This window comes from Halolamina salifodinae, from assembly GCF_017874235.1.
GTDB lineage: Archaea > Halobacteriota > Halobacteria > Halobacteriales > Haloferacaceae > Halolamina > Halolamina salifodinae.
Genome location: NZ_JAGGLC010000006.1, coordinates 21,073 through 44,266, shown reverse-complemented (window position 1 = coordinate 44,266; position 23,194 = coordinate 21,073). Strand labels below are relative to the sequence as shown.

The following is a 23,194-nucleotide window of genomic DNA, read 5'->3' as shown; positions in this document are numbered from 1 at the left end:
ACTGGGGTTGGGACTGTGCTCAGTCGAGCGCGTCGAGACGCTGTTCGGCCTCGACCAGTGCCCCCTCCTCGCCGTTGAGGTAGCGCTCGAGCGCGCGGCAGGCCTTGACCAGCGTCTCGGCCGTCTCGGGAGCCACGTCGCCATCGAGCGCCTGGAGGCGTTTCTCCTGTTCCCGGATGCGTTCGAGGATGCGCCGGCCTTCGGGGTCGGGTTCGTCCTCGAGATAGGTCGACACGTCGTCGCGGTACTCCTCGACAGCCATCGCGTACGCCAGTCCACGGGAGGGGGTGAGCGCGCCGGGCACGTCCGCGGGCGCGGGGCGCTCACCGTCCTCGGCGCCGCGGATCAGCGCGAGCAGGTAGCGTTCGGCGGCCGCGTCGTCGAACTCGCTGTGTTCCACATCGAGGGACGATGTCCCTCGGGCAGCCGGACGTGGTCCGGCGACGCCGACCCGGCGGTCGCGGCTGTAGTCCGCGATAGCTGTTCGTAGCTCCTGGACCGCGAGGTAGCTGTCGTCCAGCGGGAGCAGGTCGCCGCCACTGATGAACCCGCGTTTCCGGAGGTAGGCCCGACAGTCCCGCCCGACGGCCTCAGCCACGTCCTCGATGTCGGCCCCCTGCGCCAGCGTGCTCCGCTGGGGCGTGAGGTCGAGGTCGGCGGGGCCGTCGGTGTGACGGCGCCGCTCCTCCTCGACGGCGACGCTCCGGAGGCTTCCACAGTCCGGACAGGTGGCCTCGCCCGTCTCGTAGTAGGACCAGCGCGTGCCGCAGTTCTTGCACTCGCGCTCGCCGCGGATCTTCATAGCCGGGAGTGGGGGCGCCGGCGGCAAAACGGGAGCGGTCGGGTCGCCCGGCTGTTCCCGTGTGAGCGACCCGCAAACGCCCACAACGGCTACGTCGGCGGCTGGCCTACGTCGACCACGATGGCTCTTGAGGATAGAGGAAGTCGCCCGACGGCGGCTGATCGAGAAATCGGTCGGCGCTGAGGACGTCGGCGACGGCGTGGTTCTCTCGCTCCCGGACGGCGAGCGACGGCTCTCGCGGGCGGCCGCGACACGGCTCCGGGACGAACTGACGGCGGCGCTGGCGGGCCGGCGGACGTTCGTCCGGACCGTGAGCGAACACCGCGAGGACGGCAGCTACGTGGTTTCGCGGCGCGCCGCGGACTCGGCGGGCCACCAGAAGCGCTTCCGCGATTTCCGGGCGTTCGAACGGCTCTACCAGCGGCTCCCGATGAAGTTCGACGCGGCGGCCGTCGGCGACGCCGCCGGCGAGGGCGTTTCCGGCACTCGTCGGCATTTGCTCGTCCGGCACTTCGCGGAACACCCCGCCTTCGACTGCGAACTGGTGGCCGAGCAGCCACTGACCGCCGAAAAGAGGGCCGTGCGGAGCCGACCGCGGGCCGAGACGGAGGTGGCGCCGATGGACTGACCCGCGCAGCCTCAACGCTTTTTCTCAACCCAACCCAACGACGGAACATGACGTTCTCAATCGTCGCCAAAGAGGGCGACGCGGTGGGTATCGCGGTTCAGTCGAAGTTCGTCAGCGTCGGCTCGGTGGTACCGTTCGCGAGCGCCGACGCGGGCGCTATCGCCACGCAGAGCTTCGCCAACGTCGCCTACGGTGAGGACGGCCTCGAGCACCTCCGGAACGGCCTCACAGCGGAGGAGACGGTCGAACGGCTGACCGAGGAGGATGACGAGGCCGAGCGCCGGCAGGTCGGCGTCGTCGGCGTTCGCGGGAGCGACGCTTCCGCGAGCCAGCCGGACGCGGACGCGTCCGGCGACGCCGACGGCTCCGTGGCCGGCTTCACCGGCGAGGACTGCTTCGACACCGCGCTGGACGTACAGGGGGAGAACTACACCGTCCAAGGGAACATCCTCGAGAACGAGGAGACGGTCTATGCGATGGCCGGGGCGTTCGAGGACGCCAACGGCGGCCTGCCCGAGCGCCTGCTCGCGGCGCTCGAAGCCGGCGACGAGGCCGGCGGCGACAGCCGCGGGAAGCAGGCCGCGGCGCTGTACGTCGTCAAGCCCGAGGGCGGCTACGACGGCGGCAACGACCGCTGGATCGACGTGCGCGTCGACGATCACGAGACGCCGATTCAGGAGCTCCGGCGGGTGTTCAAGCTCTACGACGTGACGCTGCTGGGCCGCAAGGAGCCCGATGACGTGCAGGAACTCGACGGCCAGACGGCGAAGGAAGTCGCGGAGACGCTGGTGGATCTGGGCCATCTCGATGTCGACGAGGGAACCTCGTCGGGCAGTCGGACGGCGTCCGACGACGTCGAGGATGCCGAGGGCGTCGTGGCGTTCGCCGAACCCCAGCGCGAGGCGCTGGAGGCGTTCCGCGGGTTCAACAACTTCGAGAACCACTCGCTGCCGACCATCGAGGACGCGCTGGCCCGCGGCTGGGACGACGCCGAGGGCGAGGGGGAAGAGCGGATGGTCGACGCCATCTGGCACGGGCTGCAGCGACTGGAGCGGCAGTAACGAGCCTGGAAAACGCCACGCGGAGCGTGGCGGCAAACAGGCTCGGAAAGCGAACGGGGAACGGAGTGACCCGTGAGCAGCGGGGAACGGAAAACGCCACGCGGAGCGTGGCGGCAAACAGGCTCGGAAAGCGAACGGGGAACGGAGTGACCCGTGAGCAGTGAGGGACGGAAAACGCCACGCGAAGCGTGGCGGCAAACAGGCTCGGAAAGCGAACGGGGAACGGAGTGACCCGTGAGCAGCGAGGGACGGAAAACGCCACGCGGAGCGTGGCGGCAAACAGGCTCGGAAAGCGAACGGGGAACGGCGTGACCCGTGAGCAGCGAGGGACGGAATCGGCGTTGCTCCCCCGTCGGCGCCCGCCACACCCAAGCGCCCGCGCGCCCAACGGCGGCCCATGCGCGACGAGGCGGAGATCAGAGAGCAGTACGAGTTTCTCCAAGAACAGCTCGACAGCGAGGAGATGAACCACGAGGGCGTCAGGGAGATGTTCACCTACTACAAACGGGCGCTGGGGTGGGCGCTGGAGGAGGAACATATCTAGTCCCATCCGGAGCAACGCTACGTTTAAACCGTGCCACCCACAAGCATCGGGTGACGCTTCGTCTGGAGGGCCGAAGCGTCAGCGGGGACCGTTTCGACCGCCGGGCGACGGGCACCTTTTCTGTGTCCCGCCCGGCGTTCACTTTCGTCAACTCGCCAGTATCGACGCCGTCGGTCGATTTCCTTGGACCGTTCGAGTAGTAGTGTAGACTGTCACGTCGGTACCGACCGGAGACCGGCGGTAGCGACCGGCAGGCATGAATCAGCGAAAAGTTGATCAACATGCCGAAAAAATACGTGCACATACACGATGTACGACCTCACCGGGTTCCAGCGCGATCTGCTGTACGTCATCGCGGGGAAAGACGACCCCCACGGGCTGGCGATCAAAGAGGTGTTAGAGGAGTACTACGAGTCCGAGATCCACCACGGCCGACTCTACCCCAACCTCGACACGCTGGTCGACAAAGGGCTGGTCGAGAAGGGCCAGCGTGACCGGCGGACGAACTACTACACGCTGACCCGGCGAGGCACCCGCGAGATCGAGGCCCGTCGGGAGTGGGAGTCGCAGTACGTCGACCTCGATTAGCTTCCGTCTGCCTCGCCGGCGTCGCCGCCCGACTCCCCCGCGAGTGACCCGGGTTCGGCGTCCTCGAACGGCGCTGTCTCGACGGTCATGTGCCCCGGGTCGATAGCGTACGGCTCGATCGGGCTTCCCGACAGCAGTTCCGGCAGCACGATCTTCGCGAAGTGGACGACACACACCAGCACCATCGGCATCAGGAAGATGCCGTACCAGCCGAACAGCAGCGGCCCGAGCGTGTACGCGAGCATCAGCGCGCCGACGTGGAGCGACCGCCCGGAGACGTACGGCCGGAGCACCAGATCCGGGATGGTGTCGACGACGACGAAGGAGATCACCGCAAACGCGATGACGAACGCGAACCCGCCGGGGATGCCTGCCAGGAACGACTGGATCAACAGCGCAATCGCCACCGGGACGTACACCAACTTCATTCCGACCACCGGGATCAGGCTCGCGATGCCGGCGAGCAGCCCCACCAGCGCGGGGGTCGGAATCGACGCCCCCGCCGGCGCGAACACGTTCAGGATCGAGTAGGTGATCACACCGATAGTGCCGGTCAACACCGCGTTGAGGATGTTGCCGAAGAAGATGGAGTTGAAGTCGCGGTCGACGGCGCCGAAGAAGCTCTCGACGATGCCGCGTTCGTCGCCGAAGCGGTAGAAGAACCACCGCGAGAGCCGGTGATCCTCCCGAAGCAGGTAGAACGCCAGTGCCAGCATCACGAACAGGTGGATCGCGGCGATCCCGAGCACGGCGACGGTGCCGAACACCGACTCCAGCGAACTGATCACGTCGCCGATGTTCGACGACGAGAGCATCCCCTCGAGGCCGTTCTGGAGCAGGCTCTCGGGGTCGGCGATCCCCTCGACGTCGTCGGGGTCGATGCCGAACCACCCGAGGTCGATGGGCGTGTCGGTGGCGTAGCGGTCGATCTCTTGGAGCACGATTGTCAGCGCGTAGCTGATCAGTGCCAGCGCCGGCAGCACCAGCGCGACCAGCGACACGGCGGCCGCGAGGCTGGGGCTGTCGAGTGCACGGCGTAACTGTCGGTAGATCGGCCGGGTCGCGTAGTAGATGAAGAGGCCGAACACGAGCGTGCCGACGAAGGAGTAGGCGACAAACACCAGTGCGGCCGCGAGCGCCAGGCCGAACGACCACCACGCGAACTGGCCCGTGTCGACGCTCGAGAGATCCATGCCCGTAGGGGGCCCGGGGCGGGCATAAGCGTGTTCCCGCGGACATTTATGACGCGGGGGGCGGTACGTAGCCACCCATGTTGCCGCTGCAGGCCGACACCGTCTTCGCCGCGCCCCTCTCGGAGCCGGTGGTCCGGCTCCTCATCGCGGCCGCGTTGGGGCTCTTTCTCGGCCTCGAACGCGAGTGGTCCGAGAAATCCGCGGGGGTCCGGACGTTCTCGCTGCTGACGCTCTCGGGGGCGACGACGACGATGCTCGCCGCGCGTATCGACGCCGGCGGCACGCTGCTGGCGGTGGGTGGGCTGCTCGTCCTGCTGATGGGTGGGCTGCTGGCGGTCCGGGAGCTACAGAGCGACGCCGTCGACCCTTCGCTCTCGCTGACGACCAGCGTCTCGATGTTCGTCGCCTACGGTATCGGCGCGCTGGTCGCCGCCGGCCTCGTGACGGAGGGCGTGACGGTGGCAGTGCTCTCCTCGGCGCTGCTGGTGCTGAAACGCGAACTCCACACGTTCGCGGGCGGCCTCGACCGCGCGGAACTCCGCTCGGCGACGGAGTTCGCGGTGTTGGCGTTCGTCGTCTACCCGCTGCTGCCCGCCGAGGAGATGTCGCTGTTCGGCGTCGCCTTCCCGCCCCGCGTGGCGTGGCTCATGGTGGTCACCGTCGCGGGCATTGGCATCGCCAACTACGCGCTTGTGCGGACCTACGGCGGCCGCGGCGTGGCAATCACGGGCTTTTTCGGCGGGCTGGCGTCGTCGACGGCCGTCGTCGGGTCCATGCTGGACCACGCCCGCCAGCGCGAGTCGGTGACGGAGTACGCCGTCGCCGCCGTGTTACTGGCCGACGCGGCGATGGCCGCCCGGAACCTCGGTATCGTTCTCTTCTTTACCCTCACTGCGAGCGAGGCGCCGCTGGTCGCGGCCGTCGTGCCGCTGGGGGCGCTGGTGTTGGCGAGCGTCGGCGCCGCCGCGCTGACCGCCGACTGGGACGCGGAACTGGAGGTCGACCTCGAGAGCCCGTTCTCGCTGCGGAACGCGCTGGCCTTTGGCGGCGTGTTCGCGGTGATCCTCGTGGGCTCGGCGTTCGCGCAGGCCCGCTTCGGTACCGCGGGGCTGTACATCAGCGCCGTGCTGTCGGGACTTGTCTCCTCGGCGGGGGCGACCACCTCCGCGACGCTGCTCTACATCGGCGGCGGCGTCGCCGCCGGGCCCGCGGTGATCGCTGTCCTGCTCGCGTCGGCGTCGAGCATCGCGGTGAAAGCGGGGCTCACGCTCTCGGGCCCGCGGCCGTTCGCCCGCGCGGTGACTGTCTGGTCGACACTCCTGCTGGTGATTACGGCGCTCGCGGCCGCCGGCGCGGTGGTGTTCGGCAGCGGCTTCTGATCCCATCGACCGCCAGCTTAACAACAGGTGGCGTGCTCGCCCAAGCATGGACCGGGATACCGTCGAGCCGGAGGTTCACAGCCTCCCCGGAGAGCGCGCGCGGGAGTGGGTCGACTATCACCACGAGTTCGCCGCACCGAGCACGTACGTCTACGAGTTCGTGTGGGACCACACGGCGCCCGCTGAGGGCCCCTTCTGCACCGACGTCGACGGCAACGTGCTGATGGACTTCACCAGCCACGTCGCCGCGGCGCCGCTGGGGTACAACAACCCGAAGATCACCGAGCCGATGTCGGAGTTCGACCTGTTCGACCCGGTGAAGATCGCCGGACAGGACTTCTACGCCTCCGACGGCAAGCCACCGGGCGAGGGGCTGCCGGGCGCCGCGGGGCTGATGGACCGCATCACCGCCACCGCCGAGGAGTTCGGCATGGATACGGTGTTCCTCTCGAACTCCGGGGCCGAGGCCGTGGAGAACGCGATGAAGATCTCCTACGACAACAACCCGCTGGGCAAGTACGCGCTCACCTTCGAGGGCGCGTTCCACGGGCGCACGCTGGGCGCGCTCTCGCTGAACCGCTCGAAGGAGGTGTACCGCCGTCGCTTCCCCGAGATCTCGTCGGTACACGACTTCCCGTACTGTTCGTGTGAGGGGGCGCCCTCGTTCTGTGAGTGTGGCTACTTCGCGGGCGGCACGTCCGCGCTGCGCTCGAAACTCGACCCGAAGACGGGCCACGTCAACCCCGAGGAGGTCGCGTTCCTGATCATGGAACCGATTCAGGGCGAGGGTGGCTACCGCTTCCCCAGCGAGGCGTTCGCCCGCGACGTCGCCGAGGTCACCGAGGAACACGACATCACCCTGATCGCCGACGAGATCCAGTCCGGGCTGGGTCGGACCGGCGAGTGGTGGGCCTCCGAGCACTACCCGTTCGAGCCGGACGTGATCACCTCCGCGAAGGGGATGCGCGTCGGCGCCACGGTTTCGGACTCGGACATCTTCCCGGACGAGACCAGCCGCCTCTCCTCGACGTGGGGTGCCGGGGACATTCTGGCCGCCGCGCGCGGTGCGTTCACTATCGACGCCATCGCGGAGTACGACCTGCTGGACAACGCGACCGAGCGCGGCCGGCAGTTCCAGGAGATCCTCCGGGACGCCGACCTCGACGGCGTGACCAGCGTTCGCGGCAAGGGCCTGATGCTCGGCATCGACTTCGAGACCAAGGACCTGCGCGACGAGATCGTCGACGCCGCCTTCCAGCGCGGCCTCCTGCTGCTCGCCTGCGGCCAGAAAACCATCCGCGTGCTGCCGCCGATGGACGTGACCGACCGCGAGATCGAACTCGGCGCGAGCCTGCTGATCGACGCCATCGAGGCGTCGAACTGAGGCGACGCGCGCCCGTTCCTTCGCCCGTTGACCCCGTTACCGCCGTTCCAACAGCGGCGGGTCCGGCACTCCGTTCTCCGATGCGAAGGTTATTAAGCACAAAATTGAGTTTAATAACCAATGAGGGATCTCACCAGACGCCGACTGCTGACGGCGGCCGCCGCGTCGGGCGCCGCCGTGCTGGCCGGCTGTGCCGGGGGCGACGATGAGGCGACGGCGTCGGGGGAGACCACGGCGCAGGCCTCCTTCTTCGTGTTCGGCGAGGTGGCCGCCCACGTCGCGGGCGACGCGGCTGCCGCCGATCTGCTCGTCCCGGTCGGCCAGCACGGCCACGGCTGGGAGCCGGGTCCGCGCGTGCGGGGGGAGATCTACGCCGCGGACCTGTTCGTCCACGGGATGCCCGGGTTCCAGCCGTGGGTCGACGACGTGCTCTCGGATCTGGCGGCCGACGACGCCGACGTGATGGCCGTCGACGCCGGCCGAACCGTCGACCTGCTGCCCGCTGGTGGGCACGAAGGGGAGCACGACGAGGTGCACACCGACCACGACGGGACCGAGACGAGCCACGACGGCACGGAAACAGCCCACAACGGCACGGAGAGCCACGATGAACACGACCACGAGGGCGCCGACCCGCACTTCTGGATGGACCCGACCCGGACCGCCGACGCCGTCGACGCCGTGGAGGCGGCGTTCGCCGAGGTCGACCCGGCGAACGAGGAGGCGTACGCCGAGAACGCCACGGTGTTCCGTGAGGAACTCGCCGCCCTCGACGACCGGATCGCCGAGGTCGTCGCCGCCGGCAGCGTCGACACGCTGCTCGTGGCGGGCCACGACTCCTTCCAATATCTGGCGGCGCGCTACGACATCCACGTCGAGGCGCTCACCGGCGTCTCGCCCGACGACCGGCCGACGCCGCGGGACATCGAGCGAGCACAGGAGATCATCGCCGAACACGACCTGCGGTACGTCTGTGCGGACCCGCTGGAGTCCCAACAGGCCGCCGAGCAGTTGGTCGCCGAGACCGACGCGGAGGCGGTGCTCCCGCTGACGGCCATGCCGGGTCGGACGGAGGCGTGGGCCGAGAAGGGCTGGGGGTACGTCGAGGTGATGGAGAGCGTAACCCTTCCAACGTTAGAGCGCGCACTCGAGACGTAATGGCGGTCGTCGAGGTCGAAGACGTGATGTTTGCCTACAGCGACCGGCCGGTCGTCGAAGACGTATCGCTCGAAGTCGAGCAGGGTGATTTCCTCGGGCTCGTCGGCCCAAACGGCTCCGGGAAGACCACCCTACTCGAACTGATGATCGGGCTCCGGCGCCCCGACAGCGGCTCGGTTCGGCTGTTCGGCCAGCCAGCCCACGCCTCTGAAACGGGCAAGCGGGTCGGATTCGTCCCGCAGGACGTCGCCGAGACGGAGGGTGAGATGCCCGTCACCGTCCGCGAAGTCGTCCGGATGGGTCGCTACCCCCGGCGGCTGTTCGGTCGCTTCACCGACGAGGACCGCGCGGCCGTCGACGCCGCGCTCCGCCGAGTCGAAATCGAGGATCTCGCCGAGCGCCGGGTCGGCCGGCTCTCGGGCGGTCAGCGCCAGCGCGTGTTCATCGCCCGGGCACTCGCCGCCGAGGCGGACCTGCTGGCGCTGGACGAACCCACCGTCGGCGTCGACGCCGAGTCCCGCGAGGCGTTCTACGACCTGCTCGGCGAACTCAACGACGAGGGGATGACCATCGTGCTGATCGAACACGACATCGGCGTCGTCACCAGCCGCGCCTCCGAGATCGCCTGTCTGAACCGCGAACTCTACTTCCACGGCGACCCCGAGACGTTCGTCGAGACCGACGCCTTATCCGCCGCCTACGGCGACGGCCAGTCCATCGTCCACCACGAACACTGATGTCCGGACAACCACTCACTACCGTCGCTCGCCCGCTCCAGAGCCTTGACGGCGCGATTTCGTTCGTGCTCGACGTCCTCTGGGGGTCGGTGATGGACGTGCTCGCCGCGCTGACCGGCATCGAGATGCTGGGGTTCCCGTTCATGCAGCGGGCCTACCTCGCGGCGCTCTGCATCGCACTGATCGGGCCGCTGGTGGGGAGTTTTCTGGTCCACCGGGAGATGGCGATGATCGGCGACACGCTGGCCCACTCGGCGTTCGCCGGCGTCGCCGCAGGCCTCTTCGTCAACAGTCTGGCGGCGGTAACGGTGCCGCCGCTGCTCTCGGCGCTGGTGGTGGCGGCCCTCGCCGCGCTGTTGGTCCAGAGCCTAATCGACTACGCCGGCGCGTACCGCGACACGTCGCTGGCAATCGTGCTGACTGGCTCCTTCGCGGTGGGGAGCGTGCTCATCACCGCCACCGGCGGCGGTATCGCGGTAGGGATCAACGCCTACCTGTTCGGCTCACTGGCGACGGTTTCGCGGGGCAACGCGGCGATCCTGCTGGCGATGAGCGTCGTCGTCGTCGCCGCCGTCGCGGCGTTCTACCGCCCCCTCCTCTACGTCACGTTCGACGAGGTGGGCGCCCGCGCGGCCGGCCTCTCGGTCACCCGGTACAACCAACTGCTCGCCGTCCTCACGGCGGTGGTCGTCGTCGGCGCCATGCAGATCATGGGCGTGATTCTGGTCGCGGCGATGCTGGTGATTCCGACCGCCGCCGCGACCTCCATTCGGGGGTTCAAGCGCTCTATCGCGGGCGCCATCGGCGCCGGACTCGTCGCGACCCTCTCCGGCGTGACACTCTCTTACCTCTACGACGTGGCCGCCGGCGGGACAATCGTCCTCGTCGCTATCGCGGTGTACGTGGCGTCGATGCTCGCGGTTCGGGCGCAGGAGTAGGGCGGTTCGCGGTGGCCGGCTGCGGACAAGGGTTGAGCCCTCGCCAAAGGCGAGGCCAAGAGCCGACCGAAGGGAGGCTCGCAGGCTTTTGGTCGAGCTTTTGCCAGGGCCCCTCCGGGGGCCCGCAGCAAAAGGTCGAGTTGCAAAAGGTCGAGTTACATCGTGTACTGCCGGTCCTCGTCGCGCTCGGGGTACCGATCCCCACCGCTCATCTCCTCGTAGGTCCTGCCCGCAAGATACTCGTCGTAGGTCACGTCGTAGCCTGTGCGCAGGTGGAAGTCCAGATCGCCGCTGCGGACGGCCTGCTGGAACAGCGCGTGGATCCCGCGGCGGAGCAGTTCGTCGGTATCCGTCCCCATCGCCGCCGACAGCATCGCGAGTTCGTTGCGCGTCTCGGGGTCGAGACCGACGGTCGTCTCCTCGCCCAGCGCGGTGTAGTTCGCGGTCATCGTCTCCTCCAGATCGTCGAGGCTCATGCTTGAGCGGTGTGGGTCGCGGCGAATACGGCTTGTGGCTCACACCGGGGACGCGGGCACCGTAACGGTTTTTGCGGTCGTCGGCCTGATCCCGATACACGATGGTGACTACGAGCCGTTCGGTCGCGTGTGTCCCCGTACAGCGAGTGGCTCGCCGGTCGTCCACGACGAATAATGCGCCTGCGTAAGCAGGTGCACCACCCTCTTCCTCCGACCGACGCCCCGTGCCGTACAGCGCGCTGACTACACCGACCGACATCCACACATGCTCGAACGAACCTACATCGACGACGTATCGACCGACGACGAGACGACGACCATCGCGGGCCACGTCCACGACACCCGCGACCTCGGCGGCATCCTGTTCGTCATGGTCCGGGACCGGACCGGGACGATGCAGGCCGTCTTCAAGGAGGACCGCGAGCCCGACCTGTTCGCGCAGGCCGAGGAGCTGGACCGTGAGACGGTGATCCAGCTCAGCGGCGAGGTCTCCGAGACCGATCAGGCCCCCGGTGGCGTCGAACTCGTCCCGACGGACCTGACTATCGTGAGCGAGGCCAAGGAGGCGCCGACGCTCGAGGTCTCGAAGGACGTCGACGCCGACCTCTCGACGCGACTCGACAACCGCCACCTCGACGTTCGCGATCCCGAAACTCGGGCCGTGTTCTCGCTGCGCTCGAAGGCGATGGAGGCGATGAAGCAGTGGTTCTACGACGAGTCCTTCGAGGAGGTCGACACGCCCGCGCTCTCGACGGCCGGCGCCGAGGGCGGCGCCGACCTGTTCCCGGTCGTCTACTACAACCGCGAGGCGTACCTCTCCCAGAGCCCACAGCTGTACAAACAGCTCCTCGTCGCCGCCGGCTTCGACCGCCTGTTCGAGGTGGGCCACGCGTTCCGTGCCGAGGAGTTCGCCACCTCGCGGCACGTCTCCGAAATCGCCATGTTCGACGTGGAACTCGGCTACGTTGAGGACCACCACGACGTGATGGACGTCCAGGAGCAGTCCCTGCGTGCGGCCATCGAGGCGGTCCAGGAGAACGCCCAGCGCGAACTCGACCTGCTCGACGCCGACCCGGTGCTCCCCGAGGAGCCGTTCCCGCGACTCACCTTCGACGAGGCGCTGGACATCCTCGAAGAGGAGTTCGGCCACTTCCCGGACGATCCGACCGACCTCGACACGAAGGGCGAGCGGCTGCTGGGCGAGCATTTCGCCGAGCAGGGCCACCCCGCGGTGTTCGTCGTCGGCTACCCGGAGGAGAAGTTCTACTACAAACAGAACGTCGAGGGCGACGACATCGCCTCCCGGAAGTTCGACCTGCTCTACCGCGGCGAGGAGCTCTCCTCGGGCGGCCAGCGTGAACACGACATCGACCGCCTGATCGCCATGATGGAGCAACAGGGCGTCAACCCCGAGAACTTCGAGTTCTACCTCGAGGCGTTCCGCTACGGCGTCCCGCCCCACGGCGGCTACGGCCTCGGCATCGACCGCCTCGTGAAGGGGCTGGCCGATCTGGACAACATCAAGGAGGCCATCCTGTTCCCGCGCGACCCCGACCGACTCGAACCCTGAGCGGCGAGAAGCGGGGGCGAGCCCCGGTGCTGCACGCCATTTTTCTCTGCACCGACGCGCGCCGCAACCACGCCGCATAAGCGACGCCGGACCCGAGCCCCGACCATGACCGATGTCGACGCCGCCGACGCCGCCGATTCGGCCGGCGACTCCCCGCTCCCGCCGGATCTGGACCTCGACGCCGTCCGCGAGGCGCTGATCGAGTGGTACGAGGCCGACCACCGGCCGTTCCCGTGGCGCCAGACCGACGACGCCTACGAGATCCACGTCAGCGAGGTGATGAGCCAGCAGACCCAACTCGACCGCGTCGTCTCGGCGTGGGAGGACTTCCGCGAGCGCTGGCCGACCGTCGAGGATCTCGCTGACGCCGACCGCAGCGACGTGGTGGCGTTCTGGACTGACCACTCGCTGGGCTACAACAACCGCGCGAAGTACCTCCACGAGGCCGCTGGACAGGTCGTCGACGACTACGGCGGCGAGTACCCAGAGACGCCCGACGAACTGGAGGAGCTGATGGGTGTCGGCCCCTACACCGCCAACGCCGTCGCCTCTTTTGCGTTCAACACCGGGAACGCCGTCGTCGACACGAATGTCGAGCGCGTCACCTACCGCGCGTTCGACGTGCCGGACGACGACGACGCGTTCGAGGCCGGCGCGCAGGAACTGATGCCCGAGGGGAAGTCGCGAGTCTGGAACAACGCGATCATGGAACTCGGCGGTGTCGCCTGCGGGAAGAAACCACGATGTGACGAGGCCAGTTGCCCCTGGCGCGAGTGGTGTCACGCGTACCAGACCGGCGACTTCACCGCGCCAGACGTGCCGACCCAACCAAGCTTCGAGGGGAGCAGGCGACAGTTCCGCGGCCGGATCGTTCGACTCCTCGGCGAACACGACGAGATGGACCTCGACACGCTCGGCCATCGGATTCGAGTAGACTACACACCCGACGGTGAGCACGGGCAAGAGTGGCTGCGAGGTCTCCTTTCTGACCTCGCCGACGACGGCCTCGTCCAGATTAAGGAACGGAAGGAGCAGACAACTGCTCGACTCCAATAGTCTGATTCTGATGACTTCCTGTGAGTCATCGAATGATAACGTACGATAAGGGCTATTGGCTCTGTTGAAATCCTATAGACCAGACACTATTTGCGGTGAAACAGCCGGTAAGTAGGTATGTGCAGTAACCACGAGCGTTCGCGCGAACGAGGGGTCCGAAGGACCCGGTAGTGAGCGCGATTCCCCGGTCGAGCGTAGCGAGACTGGCTTTTTGGCATGAACGGGTTTTCGTCGAGCGGTGCGCGAAGCGCACCCGAGGCGAAAAGAGGTTCGTCTATATCTAACAATCACCCGTGCCAGTTCTGTTCTCGGCTGAGGATTTCAACAGGGCACAAAAAGTCAGTTCTCGTTACTCATATGCGGAAGTGCGACTCTTCCCCTCTGTTGTTAAACGTAGTTAGTTGGGTTACCCAGATTCACCGTATTATGATTCCATCTGTCCCATTGCCTCCCAGATGCTGATTATCCGAATTCTCCCCTCATAGTACGTATTATTGATCACGCCAGACATCGCTTGTTCTGCATTCCGGTCGTCAATCAAGATGCCAACGGAATCGTGCGCTGTCGAGCCAAGAAGCATTACAGCAGCTGCGGGGAGCTCTGAATCGGTCTTCCGCAATTCATCTGGGGCTGCCTGCTCAAGTTTCGCCAGTCGCTCGTGGACTCGATTCATGACCTCCCCAGCACGCGGTCCGTCGTGAACGCGGACTCCCGGCTGCACGGAATCAAGGAGTGTGATCCACTCCGTCGTATCTGCACGATCCACCCAGTCAATGCTGATGTATCCCCGTTGCTCTGATACCTCCTCCACAACACCGGGGGTTAGATGCAGATGGATACCCTCCGCTTTGACGTATTGAATGAAGTCTGATAGGCGTCACTCCCAGTTCCACCGATAGTTCGGAGGAAGCTCGTATCAAGAAGGAGACCCGTTGGGAACGGCGACGGATGGTCCTCACTCATCGGCGCGCTGGTACGGACCCTGTTCGATTGCCCGCTCGTGGACGTCCGCCTCAAACGTAACTTCGCTGAGCGTCGGGTCGAACTCCTTCACAACGGCAAGGATTCTCTCAATTGCTTGCGTGACCGCGATTGCTTCAACAGCAGGAATACCAAGGTCGTCAGCGACACCACGACGGGTCGCCTCACCCTGTAGGTAGGTAATCGTGCCCATTACCGCCGGTGCTAGCGCCGCCTTCCCGTGACGGTCAACGTAGAGTTCGAGATCGTCGTCAACGCTGGTGGCCCCGTAGACGGCGATGATGGCGGGCCCGAATTCAAGGGTAATCTCATCGGTCCAGTCGCCACTCACAGGGTCAGCACGCCAGAGTGCTGAACCGTCTTGGTATTCGTCCAGTTCCTCCGCGACGCCCAGCTCCGCCAGCATGTTGGCGTACTTGTACGCGGTACTCTTGGAAAAGTCCTGACGCTCACGGGCAGCCGTGATCGTTGTCGGGGTATTGATCAGGAGGTCCGTGTAGAAACGGGCGAGTTCGGGGGTGCCCAGCAATTCCTGGATGACGAAGAACCGGTGGGCAGTGTGTCCTGCATCCGGTGGCTGAACAGAGGCTGGGGCGTCCGACATAGTCTATAGTACGCGAACTATGTACTAAGAGTTTGGGGTCGAACAGCCAAATCTACGATCTATTCAGGACATCCGAGATAGGCTGAGACAAGTCTTCACTGACCTGCCCTTGATTGAGGGTTAATTGACAAATCCATAGCCTGTACTTACCGAATCGACTCACCACATCGAGGCGGGTTTTCCTCATCTATATCGGTGTGAAACAGCCGCTCAGTAGGTGTGCGAGTCGATCGGCCACCAGTTAGAAATCCAGCCGAAATTTCTTGTATTCAGAGCTAAATATTCTATCATGGTTTATCCAAAATCGTTGGCGGTTGGCGGCCTTGCTGGAGTGGCTGTGGCTGGCGTCAACTACGTTGAGGGACTGGAGAGTGTGCAACTGTTGGTGTGTCTCGGAGCAGTCTGGGCAATCGCCGGGTGGTCTTTGACACAGAATCGCCGAAATCTGCACCCTTCAGATACTCTCCACCAACTACTATTTGCTCTGTTGGTCGCCGGTATCCCGCCGTTCACCATCCACGCCGACCTTCCACTCGGCGGGTTTCGGGTTCCTCTCATGTTTCTCGCGACGGGCGTCGCAGCCGCAGGCATTGGTCTGGGGGCAGGCATGAGCGAATTGAGCAATAAGAACCGAACCGAATCCCCCACGGTTGCAGATTAATTCCGATGGGAAGGAGCGACTCAGGGCTTCCTCCGATAGCCTCACGCTCTGTACTTAGCGATTCAACTACTAGTCCTGTTACCGGGTGAGGATTTCAACAGAGCTAGACCATTTTATTTCACACTATATTTTGATTCTATGTTCTATGGGCGGCCATCAAGGCGACTTTCACTAGATCAGATCTCAACGAGTACCTTTATTCCCGTCCGGATTTAGATTCTATGTGCGCTGAGCGGCCATGGAGCCTACAAACGAAGAAGAGATCCAAAGAAAGAGCCTGTCGACACGTGAATCGCAGGCACTCTCACGGCTTGCAAGTGAGGGCCAACAGGTCATCACCATCAGTGACATCGCGGATGTCCTCGACATCCCCCGCAAGTCGGCAAAGGACATGGTGTATACGCTCAAGGAGAAAGGCTGGCTTGAGCGGATCGCGCATGGGAAGTATCTCATCCTGCCACTCGCTGCGGGTGAGAACGCAGTCCATACCGAACACGAGTTCGTGATCGCGTCCGCACTCGTGGAGCCGATGTACATCGGGTACCGGAGTGCGATGAATCATCACGGGCTTACAGAGCAGCTGTCCCGTACTGTGTACATCGTGACGACAGAGCGCGCCCAGGAACGCGAAATCCACGGGGTTACCTATCGACCGGTGACAGTTACTGAGCAGAAATTCTTCGGCTACCAACCGACGGCGGTTGGGTCGAACCAAGTGAACCTTTCGAGTGTCGAGAAAACACTGGTCGATTGTGCCGACCATCCGGAGTTCTGTGGAGGCATTGACGAGCTTGCGAAGGCGATGCAGAACGCTGCCGAAACGCGGTGTTCGTGGGACCGAGTCGTCGAGTACCTGCGGCGAGTTGGGAACGGTGCCGCAACGAAACGAATCGTCTACCTCGCCGACCAGTTGGACATCGACCTTCCGGAGTACTGGGACCTCGTCGGGAACTTCACGACTGGGTACCCGTTGCTCGATCCGACGAGGGAAGCGACGGGGACCCGCGACAGCACGTACCAACTCCGCCTGAACGTCAGCTCCGAGTCGTTCCAGCCGGAGGACTTCTGATAATGATCTCCGAAGCGCAACTACGACGGCTGGCTAGAGAGCTGGATGTTCGCCTCGGCTACGCGGAGAAGAACTACGTCAATTCGTGGATTTTGTGGGCGATCTATACGAGTCCCTACGGCGACAACCTACTGTTCAAGGGCGGAACTGCGCTCAGTAAGTTGTACTTCCCGGAGACGTGGCGCTATTCGGAGGATCTCGATTTCGGTGTTGAGGGAGAGTACCAGGGGAGCGAAGCGGAGTTGCGGGACGTACTCGCAGACGCTTCCAGAGCTTCCGGTATCGACTTCGAGGTGACCAAACACCGCGAACTCCAGAAAGAAGCGTATCCGACACACTACGCCGACATCGACATCCAATACAACGCTGTACTCGGTCAGAAGAACACAACGAGTCTCGACGTTATGATCGACGAACACGTTACGTTCTCCCCGAAAAGCCATCAACACAGCTACGAGGCTGTCCCCGAATTCGAGTTGACCGCATACAGCTTGGAGGAGATTTTCGCAGAAAAGTTGCGAGCGCTCTATCAGCGATCACAGGCTCGTGACTACTACGATCTCTATCGGATGATTACCGAGGCTGACGTTGATGACACGGTTATTCTTCCGGCATTCACGCGGAAATGTGAACACGATGGTCTGGACATCGACCTCCGAGATGGACTTCCCGGGGAGAAACGGGATGAAATCCGTGACGGCTGGCAGAATACGCTCCCCGACCTGGTTGCGGGTCTTCCCGAGTTCAACACGGTCTATGGCACGCTCGAAGACTACGTCGGTTCGTTAGTAGACGAATAGCAACCTGAGTGACACTCGTCCGGAGGGGTGTAACTGACCCAGCGCTCTGTGGCACGAATTTGGTACGCTTACCAGACCGCGCGTTCGACGTGCCGGACGACGACGACGCGTTCGAGGCCGCCGCGCGGGAACTCATGCCCGAGGGGAAGTCGCGGGTCTGGAACAACGCGATCATGGAACTCGGTGGGGTGGCCTGTACGAAATCACCCAACTGCGACGAGGCTGGCTCTCCGTGGCGCAAGTGGTGCCACGCCTACGAATCGGGCGACTTCACCGCACCGGACGTGCCGACCCAGCCGAGTTTCGAGGGCTCGCGCCGGCAGTTCCGCGGCCGGATCGTCCGCGCGCTGAGCGATCACGACGCGGTCGAACTGGACGATCTGGGCCACCGCATCCGGGTGGACTACACACCCGACGGCGAGCATGGCCGGGAGTGGCTGGAGGGACTGCTCGACGATCTGGCCGACGATGGACTGGTCGCGGTGGAGAACGAGGGCGACGAGCGCGTCGCCCGGCTTCAGTAGCGCAGCGATCCGTTTTCAGGCCGCTTCGTCGTCGGGGGTTGGCTGTTCCAACAGCCCTCTTTCCTCGAACAGATCCTTCCCGCGCTCGTAGGCGCCGAACCCGTAGAGCCGCGAGGGGGTGAGCAGGTAGCGCCGTTTCACGCCGCCCTCCGACCGGTAGCGGATCACGAACCGCGGCCGGGTCAGGAGGGGGAGGCCGTACTCCGGTTCGATCCCCTCGATATCCGCGAACGGGATCACCACTTCGCCCTCGCCGTCGCGGCTTTGGATTGCTTTCCAGGCCAACCACGCCAGCAGCAAGCCCGCAATGGCGCCCGAGAACCACACCGGCAGCGTGCGGACCGCGAGCACGGCGCCGACGGCGGCGGCGACGAGGAACAGGGCGACGCCTGCCCGCCGAATCGGCGGGATCTCGTCGTCGGTCAGCGCCTGCTGGAGCGTGCCGAACAGGCCGCGACGACCCGGCTGGATCCTGAGGCGGTCCTCGGCAACGACACAGCGGCCGTCGTGGGTACGGAAGTCGTCGACGCTCATGAGGCGGTGGAGTCGATTTTGATCACGTCGCCCTCTTCGAGTTCGTGGTCCTCACCGATCCGCCGGCCCGCGCGGGCGTCGACGGCGTGGAGGTAGCCCTCGCCGATGTCGGAGTGGACGGCGTAGGCCAGATCCTTCGGCGTCGATCCATCTGGGAGGAGGAACGCGTCGGGGAGCATGTTCCCGGTGCCGTCGGTCCACTTCGACTCGTTCTGGACGGGGTAGGCGGTGATCCGGTCGAGCAGGCCGTAGACGGCTTCGTTCAGGGACTGCTGGACGCCCGTGCCGCCGTGTTCGGCCATGGTTTCCCGGATCTTCTCGAGGCCGGCCGCCTGCTTGTCGCTCACGTCGCCCAGGATCTCGAAGCCCTCGTCACCGGGGTCGTAGTCGACGATGCCCGCGTCGGCACCGTTGCGCAGCGCGAGTTCGCCGTCGGCGGTGCAGGGGACGACCGGCTTGTCGGTCTCGCGCAAGGCGTCGATGTTCTCCTCGGGCGCGATGTCGATCTTGTTGGCGACGAGGACGATGGGCTTCGTGCGGGCGCGCAGGTCCTCCGCGAGCGTTTCGCGGTGGTCGTCGGTCCACTCGCGGGGGTTCTCGGGGTACGCCATCTCCCGGAGGGTGGCGGTCACGTCGTACTCGTCGGCGCCGAAGCCAGTCAGCAGGTCGTGCAGCGCTTCGTCGATGTCGAAGTCGGGCGAGCGGGATTTGCGCTCGACGCTCTCCCAGTTGCGGTCGACGATGCCGGCGAGCCAGCGGTCCATCTCCTCCTCGATGAACGTCGCCTCCTCCGTGGGGTCGTAGGTGCCGACTTCGACGGGTTCGCCCTCCTCGTTGGTCGCGCCGGCGGCGTCGACGACGTTGAGGATGACGTCGGCGTCGGTCAGCGCGTCGAGGAACTGATTGCCCAGTCCGCGGCCCTCGTGGGCGCCGGGGACGAGGCCGGCCACGTCGAGCAGTTCGACGGGGACGTAGCGCTTGCCGTCCCGGCAGTTGTCGCTGTCACAGCGGCGGTCGCGGTCGAGACACGGGCATTCGGTGCGGACGTGGCTCACGCCGCGGTTCGGGTCGATGGTCGTGAACGGGTAGTTCCCCACGTCCACGTCGGCCCGGGTCGCGGCCTGGAAGAACGTGGACTTGCCGGCGTTGGGTTTCCCCGCGAGCGCGACCGAGAGCATTTGGTTTTGGTTCAGGGGATGGTGGCAACTGCCTTTCGGTCGATGCTCTTTGGTCGATGGTGGTGTTGGAACGGCTTGCAGGACCAACACCGGGAAAGCCCCTGCCCGCTCGGCTCCCGGGAGTCGCTGCGGTCCTCGCCTCACTCCGCCAGAGCGAAGCTCTGCCGTGCTCTCGCTCGCTCCGCTCGCGAGAACTCCGTTCGGCTGCGGTCCTTGCTTCCTCCGGGTTCCCCGAGCGGCCAGCCCCTTTCAGTCCCACGCGAGACGCTTCGCGTCTCGCTGGCTCCCGTTCGCTTCGCTCACGGGAACACCCGACAGCACCGTCCACATCCTCCCCAACCGACTCGTTCGGCGTCGCTACGCTCGCCTCATTCGTCCCTCGCGCTTGCTCGCACCCGGAGGTGCTCGCGATTCGCGCCGCTGCCTGATCGAGCAAACGTACGTCGACGATTCCTCAGAAATCCGGCGTCTGGTCCTGCGGGTTCTCCTGCTCCTCGGGGCCGTCGTTGGCCTGCACCAACTGGATCTCGCCGTCGGCGCGCATCGTCCCCTCGACGTTCGCGCGCTCGTGGACGCGCAGGTCGACCGAGGAGATGTCCCCGCGGACGTTCGCGCCGGCCTCGATGGTGACGGCGCCGTCGCGGGTGGTCACGTCGCCGTGAATCACGCTGCCGGAGTGGAGATGCACGTCGCCGCGTGCGCGGATGCTGCCGAACAGCTCCGAACGCTCCTCGATGGTGACCGCCGTCGCGCGGACGTTGCCGTGGAGCCGGCAGTCCGACCCGATGGTCGCGGGCGTCGAGACGCGCCACGCGTCGTCCGAGACCGAGGAACCTCGCGGGATCACCAGCGGCGCCTGCCCGGCCTCGCCGCCGTCGGCCAGTGCGTACGCGAGATCGTCGGCGGCCTCCTCCTCACCGAGTCGGAGGAGTTGCGAGAGCACGATGAAGTAGAACACCAGCGTCGGCATCGGGTTCCGGATGGTGATCCAGCCGTTGGCTTCGAACCCCTCCTCGATTTCGACGTCGTCGCCGATGTCGAGGTCGCCCGAGACCATGAGTTGGCCGCCGATCCGGGCACGCTCGCCGAGGTAGGCGTCCTCGCCGACCAGCACGTCGCCGTCCACGTCGGTCCACATGTCCAGCCGACAGTCGTTCTCGGCCTCGATGTGGCCGCCGAAACTGCTCCGTTCGCCGGCCGCGACCGAGCGACCGCGGACCCCGAACTCGACGGTGGACTGCCCACCCACCAGCACGTCACCGTCGGTGACGAGGTCGTGCTCCTCGACCACGGTGCCGCTGGGGATGGACAGTTCGTCGAGCGGGTCCTGACGGAGCGACATATAGCCGGGGATGGGGTCTCCATAGTTAAAAGGCTCCGTCAGACACATGTACGGAATACGGTAGGTAGGGCGGCCCACACGCGGAGTCCGGCGGGGGTGCCCGACGGCTGCGTCGGCGTCGAAGGGTGACGTTAACCCTCCGGACCGCCTACGCCGGGTATGACCGTACTTTCGTTCGACGAGGAGGGTGTCGACGTCGTCTACGAGGGCACCGAGTTCCGACTGGAGAAGGCGCTGGTCGAAGAGGCGACCGAGAAGTCGTTCCCGGACGTGACCGACCACGAGGTACTGCAGGTCGTCGAGGAGGATCCGTCGCTCTCGGGTGAGCCACGGCGAATCGGCGACATCGTCCAGTCGGCCTAACTCAGGCCGTACTCGTCGGGCCCCTCTTCGAGTTCGTCCATCTCCTCGACGAGAAACGACATCAGCCCCACAGCGCTCGCTTCGACGGCTTCGAGGTCGTCCTCCGAGCGGCCCGTGACCGAGACCGAGAGGTCCCGCACCGACAGGTCCACCCGCGGGACGGTCTTGTCACCACCGCTCGCGCGTGGCGGGCGGCGATCAGGATCGGTGCCGAGTTCTGCGTCCGTACGCTCGTCGTCGTCTCCCATCGTCGCTGAGGTCCCGCCGTCGGCACAAAAAGTCGGTGGCCTCAGCCGTCGACGAACGTCCGGCGGTCGAGTTGCTCGGTCGCCTCGTCGGCGAGCGTCCGCAGATTGACGGCGTCCTCGCGGTTGTAGGAGATCAGCGTCTCCAGGGACCCGTCCTCGCCGCGTTCGTGTTCCTTCCAGAGGCGGACGGCGTCCCGGCCGGAGATGTCCGGGCGGTCGCGTTCGATCCCGATCTCCCGCTCGATGGGCTTCAGGCCGCCCGAGAGACCGATTTTCTTGCAGGTGTACATCAGGTCGAGGTGGGGCGTGTTCACGTCGAAACCCAGCGACGCCTCGAGGAACGGGACGTCGAAGCGCTTGCCGTTGAACGTCACCAGCAGGTCGGCGGCGTCGAACTGCGCGCGGACGTTCTCGGGGGTGAGGTCGTCGCCCTGCACGAGCGTCGTCGTCTCGCCGTCGCGGTGAAACGAGACGGTGGTCACGTCGTTGCGGTCGTGGTCGAGGCCGGTGGTCTCGATGTCGAAGAAACACGCGCCGTCCCGGAAGTTCTCGTAGAGGCGCCAGCGCTCGGCGGAGGGGAAGGCTTGGTCGAAGAAGCCGGCGTCGCCGGCGTCGAGGCGGGGGCGGGCCTCGTCGATGAAGTCGGTGATGCGCTCGCCGGTTTTGGCGCCGACGGCGCTCGGGTGGAAATCGTCCCAGTGAGTGATGTCGTCGCCCCAGAGCCGGCGTTCGGTGGACTCGCCGACGCCGTGGACGGGGATGAAGGAGTTCTCGATACCAATGTTTCTACGTTGTTTGGACATGGATGGATGTAGTTTGGGGCCAGGTGTCGATGTTTTCGGACGCGCCTCAGATTACCGTGATTACGTCACCGACTCCGATAAGCATCCCGAACCGAGCACAAACGAGTAACGGGCCTGTTGATGCATGCTCATATGATCTAGAGATGGCTTCTTCGGGGAAGGGCGCTACGGGGCGATAGAGTGTGGAAAGCTGGCACAAACGATCAGAAATCTATCTTCGATATAGGGAACGGTAGCGGGGGTTTAGGCGGTAGTTATTTACTGATCGCTTCCGGAGTGGAGTGTGATGAGCGCCCCGACAGGTTCGGAGAGTCCGCCTCTGATAGCCCACCTCGTGGTTCCGATGGACAATGAGGACCACGCACGAGCAACCACGAGGGTTCTCAAGCAGTACCCATACAACTGGCTTACCGTCGTTCACGTCGTCGAGAACGGTGGCCGCGTGCCGGACAAGCTCTCCGTCAAACAAGCGGAGATGTTTGCGGAGGATTCATTCGCTGCCCTTGGACAGGCCATCTCCGACACCGTGACGGAAGCCATTCGAACCGAAAATATCTAATACTTTACACAATG

General features: G+C 65.3%; 25 protein-coding genes and 1 pseudogene. 17 read left to right on the top strand and 9 right to left on the bottom strand.

Annotated elements, in window-relative coordinates; genetic code table 11:
* Nucleotides 1-19: 19 nt before the first annotated feature.
* Nucleotides 20-802, bottom strand: coding sequence for a DUF7117 family protein (locus J2753_RS12820; RefSeq protein WP_209492457.1), 783 nt, complete (start codon nucleotides 800-802; stop codon nucleotides 20-22).
* Between the two features lie 127 nt (nucleotides 803-929).
* Here J2753_RS12820 and J2753_RS12815 point away from each other — a divergent pair, with 127 nt between their 5' ends.
* The 4 genes from J2753_RS12815 (at nucleotide 930) to J2753_RS12800 (ending at nucleotide 3,623) form a co-directional block, all read left to right on the top strand.
* Nucleotides 930-1,430, top strand: a complete 501-nt coding sequence (locus J2753_RS12815) for a DUF7528 family protein (protein WP_245334645.1) — start codon at nucleotides 930-932, stop codon at nucleotides 1,428-1,430.
* Between the two features lie 47 nt (nucleotides 1,431-1,477).
* Nucleotides 1,478-2,491 (top strand): DUF1028 domain-containing protein, encoded by a 1,014-nt coding sequence (locus J2753_RS12810; RefSeq protein WP_209492456.1) that lies wholly within the window; start codon nucleotides 1,478-1,480, stop codon nucleotides 2,489-2,491.
* Nucleotides 2,492-2,888: 397 nt separating this feature from the next.
* Nucleotides 2,889-3,035 carry a hypothetical protein gene (locus J2753_RS12805; protein ID WP_209492455.1) on the top strand — a complete coding sequence of 49 codons (147 nt, stop codon included), beginning with the start codon at nucleotides 2,889-2,891 and terminating at the stop codon, nucleotides 3,033-3,035.
* Between the two features lie 309 nt (nucleotides 3,036-3,344).
* Nucleotides 3,345-3,623, top strand: coding sequence for a PadR family transcriptional regulator (locus J2753_RS12800; RefSeq protein ID WP_209492454.1), 279 nt, complete (start codon nucleotides 3,345-3,347; stop codon nucleotides 3,621-3,623).
* Here the strand turns inward: J2753_RS12800 and J2753_RS12795 are convergent.
* Complete coding sequence (locus J2753_RS12795) at nucleotides 3,620-4,816, bottom strand: AI-2E family transporter (protein WP_209492453.1); 1,197 nt, start codon at nucleotides 4,814-4,816, stop codon at nucleotides 3,620-3,622. The two genes, J2753_RS12800 and J2753_RS12795, sit on opposite strands and share 4 nt — an antisense overlap.
* Nucleotides 4,817-4,893: 77 nt before the next feature.
* Between J2753_RS12795 and J2753_RS12790 the strand changes: the two genes are divergently transcribed.
* From J2753_RS12790 to J2753_RS12770, 5 genes are all read left to right on the top strand, one after another.
* A complete protein-coding gene (locus J2753_RS12790; protein WP_209492452.1) occupies nucleotides 4,894-6,195 on the top strand; it encodes an MgtC/SapB family protein in 1,302 nt (433 codons plus the stop codon).
* 46 nt (nucleotides 6,196-6,241) lie between these two features.
* Entirely contained in the window at nucleotides 6,242-7,579 is a 1,338-nt protein-coding gene (locus tag J2753_RS12785) for an aminotransferase class III-fold pyridoxal phosphate-dependent enzyme (protein ID WP_209492451.1), read from the top strand.
* Nucleotides 7,580-7,699: 120 nt separating this feature from the next.
* Nucleotides 7,700-8,737 (top strand): metal ABC transporter substrate-binding protein, encoded by a 1,038-nt coding sequence (locus tag J2753_RS12780; RefSeq protein WP_209492450.1) that lies wholly within the window; start codon nucleotides 7,700-7,702, stop codon nucleotides 8,735-8,737.
* On the top strand, nucleotides 8,737-9,474 hold the full coding sequence (locus J2753_RS12775; protein WP_209492449.1) for a metal ABC transporter ATP-binding protein: 738 nt from the start codon (nucleotides 8,737-8,739) through the stop codon (nucleotides 9,472-9,474). The genes J2753_RS12780 and J2753_RS12775 overlap by 1 nt, the downstream gene beginning before the upstream one ends.
* Nucleotides 9,474-10,412: a metal ABC transporter permease gene (locus J2753_RS12770; protein ID WP_209492448.1), complete on the top strand. Its 939-nt coding sequence runs from the start codon at nucleotides 9,474-9,476 to the stop codon at nucleotides 10,410-10,412. Before J2753_RS12775 ends, J2753_RS12770 begins: the two co-directional genes overlap by 1 nt.
* 155 nt (nucleotides 10,413-10,567) lie before the next feature.
* Here J2753_RS12770 and J2753_RS12765 read toward each other — a convergent pair whose 3' ends face one another.
* Entirely contained in the window at nucleotides 10,568-10,888 is a 321-nt protein-coding gene (locus tag J2753_RS12765; RefSeq protein WP_209492447.1) for a hypothetical protein, read from the bottom strand.
* Between the two features lie 265 nt (nucleotides 10,889-11,153).
* On the opposite strand from J2753_RS12765, the gene aspS reads away from it, so the two are divergent.
* Both aspS and J2753_RS12755 read left to right on the top strand, forming a co-directional pair.
* Nucleotides 11,154-12,458: an aspartate--tRNA(Asn) ligase gene (aspS, locus tag J2753_RS12760; RefSeq protein ID WP_209492446.1), complete on the top strand. Its 1,305-nt coding sequence runs from the start codon at nucleotides 11,154-11,156 to the stop codon at nucleotides 12,456-12,458.
* 105 nt (nucleotides 12,459-12,563) lie between these two features.
* Complete coding sequence (locus tag J2753_RS12755; protein WP_209492445.1) at nucleotides 12,564-13,514, top strand: A/G-specific adenine glycosylase; 951 nt, start codon at nucleotides 12,564-12,566, stop codon at nucleotides 13,512-13,514.
* A 955-nt stretch (nucleotides 13,515-14,469) separates the two neighbouring features.
* Here the strand turns inward: J2753_RS12755 and J2753_RS12750 are convergent.
* On the bottom strand, nucleotides 14,470-15,099 hold the full coding sequence (locus tag J2753_RS12750; RefSeq protein ID WP_209492444.1) for a DUF7437 domain-containing protein: 630 nt from the start codon (nucleotides 15,097-15,099) through the stop codon (nucleotides 14,470-14,472).
* Between the two features lie 217 nt (nucleotides 15,100-15,316).
* Between J2753_RS12750 and J2753_RS12745 the strand changes: the two genes are divergently transcribed.
* The 4 genes and pseudogenes from J2753_RS12745 to J2753_RS12730 form a co-directional block, all read left to right on the top strand.
* Nucleotides 15,317-15,760, top strand: coding sequence for a hypothetical protein (locus J2753_RS12745; RefSeq protein ID WP_321168824.1), 444 nt, complete (start codon nucleotides 15,317-15,319; stop codon nucleotides 15,758-15,760).
* Nucleotides 15,761-15,998: 238 nt separating this feature from the next.
* Nucleotides 15,999-16,829, top strand: coding sequence for a type IV toxin-antitoxin system AbiEi family antitoxin domain-containing protein (locus tag J2753_RS12740; protein ID WP_209492443.1), 831 nt, complete (start codon nucleotides 15,999-16,001; stop codon nucleotides 16,827-16,829).
* Between the two features lie 2 nt (nucleotides 16,830-16,831).
* Nucleotides 16,832-17,629, top strand: a complete 798-nt coding sequence (locus J2753_RS12735; protein ID WP_209492442.1) for a nucleotidyl transferase AbiEii/AbiGii toxin family protein — start codon at nucleotides 16,832-16,834, stop codon at nucleotides 17,627-17,629.
* A gap of 41 nt (nucleotides 17,630-17,670) precedes the next feature.
* Nucleotides 17,671-18,153 (top strand): annotated as a pseudogene (locus J2753_RS12730) (A/G-specific adenine glycosylase); the annotation flags it as partial.
* 15 nt (nucleotides 18,154-18,168) lie between these two features.
* Here the strand turns inward: J2753_RS12730 and J2753_RS12725 are convergent.
* From J2753_RS12725 to J2753_RS12715, 3 genes are all read right to left on the bottom strand, one after another.
* The gene (locus J2753_RS12725; protein WP_209492441.1) at nucleotides 18,169-18,687 is read right to left on the bottom strand and encodes a hypothetical protein; all 519 of its coding nucleotides are present in this window, start codon (nucleotides 18,685-18,687) and stop codon (nucleotides 18,169-18,171) included.
* Nucleotides 18,684-19,865, bottom strand: coding sequence for a redox-regulated ATPase YchF (locus J2753_RS12720; protein ID WP_209492440.1), 1,182 nt, complete (start codon nucleotides 19,863-19,865; stop codon nucleotides 18,684-18,686). Before J2753_RS12720 ends, J2753_RS12725 begins: the two co-directional genes overlap by 4 nt.
* Nucleotides 19,866-20,319: 454 nt before the next feature.
* Nucleotides 20,320-21,207, bottom strand: coding sequence for a polymer-forming cytoskeletal protein (locus J2753_RS12715; protein ID WP_209492439.1), 888 nt, complete (start codon nucleotides 21,205-21,207; stop codon nucleotides 20,320-20,322).
* A 159-nt stretch (nucleotides 21,208-21,366) separates the two neighbouring features.
* On the opposite strand from J2753_RS12715, the gene J2753_RS12710 reads away from it, so the two are divergent.
* Nucleotides 21,367-21,570, top strand: a complete 204-nt coding sequence (locus tag J2753_RS12710; RefSeq protein WP_209492438.1) for a DUF5800 family protein — start codon at nucleotides 21,367-21,369, stop codon at nucleotides 21,568-21,570.
* On the opposite strand, the gene J2753_RS12705 is transcribed toward J2753_RS12710, so the two are convergent.
* Together J2753_RS12705 and J2753_RS12700 are read right to left on the bottom strand one after the other, a co-directional pair.
* Nucleotides 21,567-21,818 carry a hypothetical protein gene (locus J2753_RS12705; protein ID WP_209492437.1) on the bottom strand — a complete coding sequence of 84 codons (252 nt, stop codon included), beginning with the start codon at nucleotides 21,816-21,818 and terminating at the stop codon, nucleotides 21,567-21,569. The two genes, J2753_RS12710 and J2753_RS12705, sit on opposite strands and share 4 nt — an antisense overlap.
* Before the next feature lie 41 nt (nucleotides 21,819-21,859).
* Entirely contained in the window at nucleotides 21,860-22,600 is a 741-nt protein-coding gene (locus J2753_RS12700) for a ribonuclease H-like domain-containing protein (protein ID WP_209492612.1), read from the bottom strand.
* Nucleotides 22,601-22,907: 307 nt separating this feature from the next.
* Between J2753_RS12700 and J2753_RS12695 the strand changes: the two genes are divergently transcribed.
* The gene (locus tag J2753_RS12695; protein WP_209492436.1) at nucleotides 22,908-23,180 is read left to right on the top strand and encodes a hypothetical protein; all 273 of its coding nucleotides are present in this window, start codon (nucleotides 22,908-22,910) and stop codon (nucleotides 23,178-23,180) included.
* Nucleotides 23,181-23,194: the final 14 nt, after the last annotated feature.

Excerpts from the sequence above, each read along its gene's own strand:
- J2753_RS12820 (WP_209492457.1), bottom strand. The coding sequence starts at position 802 with ATGAAGATCCGCGGCGAGCGCGAGTGCAAGAACTGCGGCACGCGCTGG.
- J2753_RS12810 (WP_209492456.1), top strand. The coding sequence starts at position 1,478 with ATGACGTTCTCAATCGTCGCCAAAGAGGGCGACGCGGTGGGTATCGCG.
- J2753_RS12805 (WP_209492455.1), top strand. The coding sequence starts at position 2,889 with ATGCGCGACGAGGCGGAGATCAGAGAGCAGTACGAGTTTCTCCAAGAA.
- J2753_RS12800 (WP_209492454.1), top strand. The coding sequence starts at position 3,345 with ATGTACGACCTCACCGGGTTCCAGCGCGATCTGCTGTACGTCATCGCG.
- J2753_RS12795 (WP_209492453.1), bottom strand. The coding sequence starts at position 4,816 with ATGGATCTCTCGAGCGTCGACACGGGCCAGTTCGCGTGGTGGTCGTTC.
- J2753_RS12790 (WP_209492452.1), top strand. The coding sequence starts at position 4,894 with ATGTTGCCGCTGCAGGCCGACACCGTCTTCGCCGCGCCCCTCTCGGAG.
- J2753_RS12785 (WP_209492451.1), top strand. The coding sequence starts at position 6,242 with ATGGACCGGGATACCGTCGAGCCGGAGGTTCACAGCCTCCCCGGAGAG.
- J2753_RS12780 (WP_209492450.1), top strand. The coding sequence starts at position 7,700 with ATGAGGGATCTCACCAGACGCCGACTGCTGACGGCGGCCGCCGCGTCG.
- J2753_RS12775 (WP_209492449.1), top strand. The coding sequence starts at position 8,737 with ATGGCGGTCGTCGAGGTCGAAGACGTGATGTTTGCCTACAGCGACCGG.
- J2753_RS12770 (WP_209492448.1), top strand. The coding sequence starts at position 9,474 with ATGTCCGGACAACCACTCACTACCGTCGCTCGCCCGCTCCAGAGCCTT.
- J2753_RS12765 (WP_209492447.1), bottom strand. The coding sequence starts at position 10,888 with ATGAGCCTCGACGATCTGGAGGAGACGATGACCGCGAACTACACCGCG.
- aspS (WP_209492446.1), top strand. The coding sequence starts at position 11,154 with ATGCTCGAACGAACCTACATCGACGACGTATCGACCGACGACGAGACG.
- J2753_RS12755 (WP_209492445.1), top strand. The coding sequence starts at position 12,564 with ATGACCGATGTCGACGCCGCCGACGCCGCCGATTCGGCCGGCGACTCC.
- J2753_RS12750 (WP_209492444.1), bottom strand. The coding sequence starts at position 15,099 with ATGTCGGACGCCCCAGCCTCTGTTCAGCCACCGGATGCAGGACACACT.
- J2753_RS12740 (WP_209492443.1), top strand. The coding sequence starts at position 15,999 with ATGGAGCCTACAAACGAAGAAGAGATCCAAAGAAAGAGCCTGTCGACA.
- J2753_RS12735 (WP_209492442.1), top strand. The coding sequence starts at position 16,832 with ATGATCTCCGAAGCGCAACTACGACGGCTGGCTAGAGAGCTGGATGTT.
- J2753_RS12725 (WP_209492441.1), bottom strand. The coding sequence starts at position 18,687 with ATGAGCGTCGACGACTTCCGTACCCACGACGGCCGCTGTGTCGTTGCC.
- J2753_RS12720 (WP_209492440.1), bottom strand. The coding sequence starts at position 19,865 with ATGCTCTCGGTCGCGCTCGCGGGGAAACCCAACGCCGGCAAGTCCACG.
- J2753_RS12715 (WP_209492439.1), bottom strand. The coding sequence starts at position 21,207 with ATGTCGCTCCGTCAGGACCCGCTCGACGAACTGTCCATCCCCAGCGGC.
- J2753_RS12710 (WP_209492438.1), top strand. The coding sequence starts at position 21,367 with ATGACCGTACTTTCGTTCGACGAGGAGGGTGTCGACGTCGTCTACGAG.
- J2753_RS12705 (WP_209492437.1), bottom strand. The coding sequence starts at position 21,818 with ATGGGAGACGACGACGAGCGTACGGACGCAGAACTCGGCACCGATCCT.
- J2753_RS12695 (WP_209492436.1), top strand. The coding sequence starts at position 22,908 with ATGAGCGCCCCGACAGGTTCGGAGAGTCCGCCTCTGATAGCCCACCTC.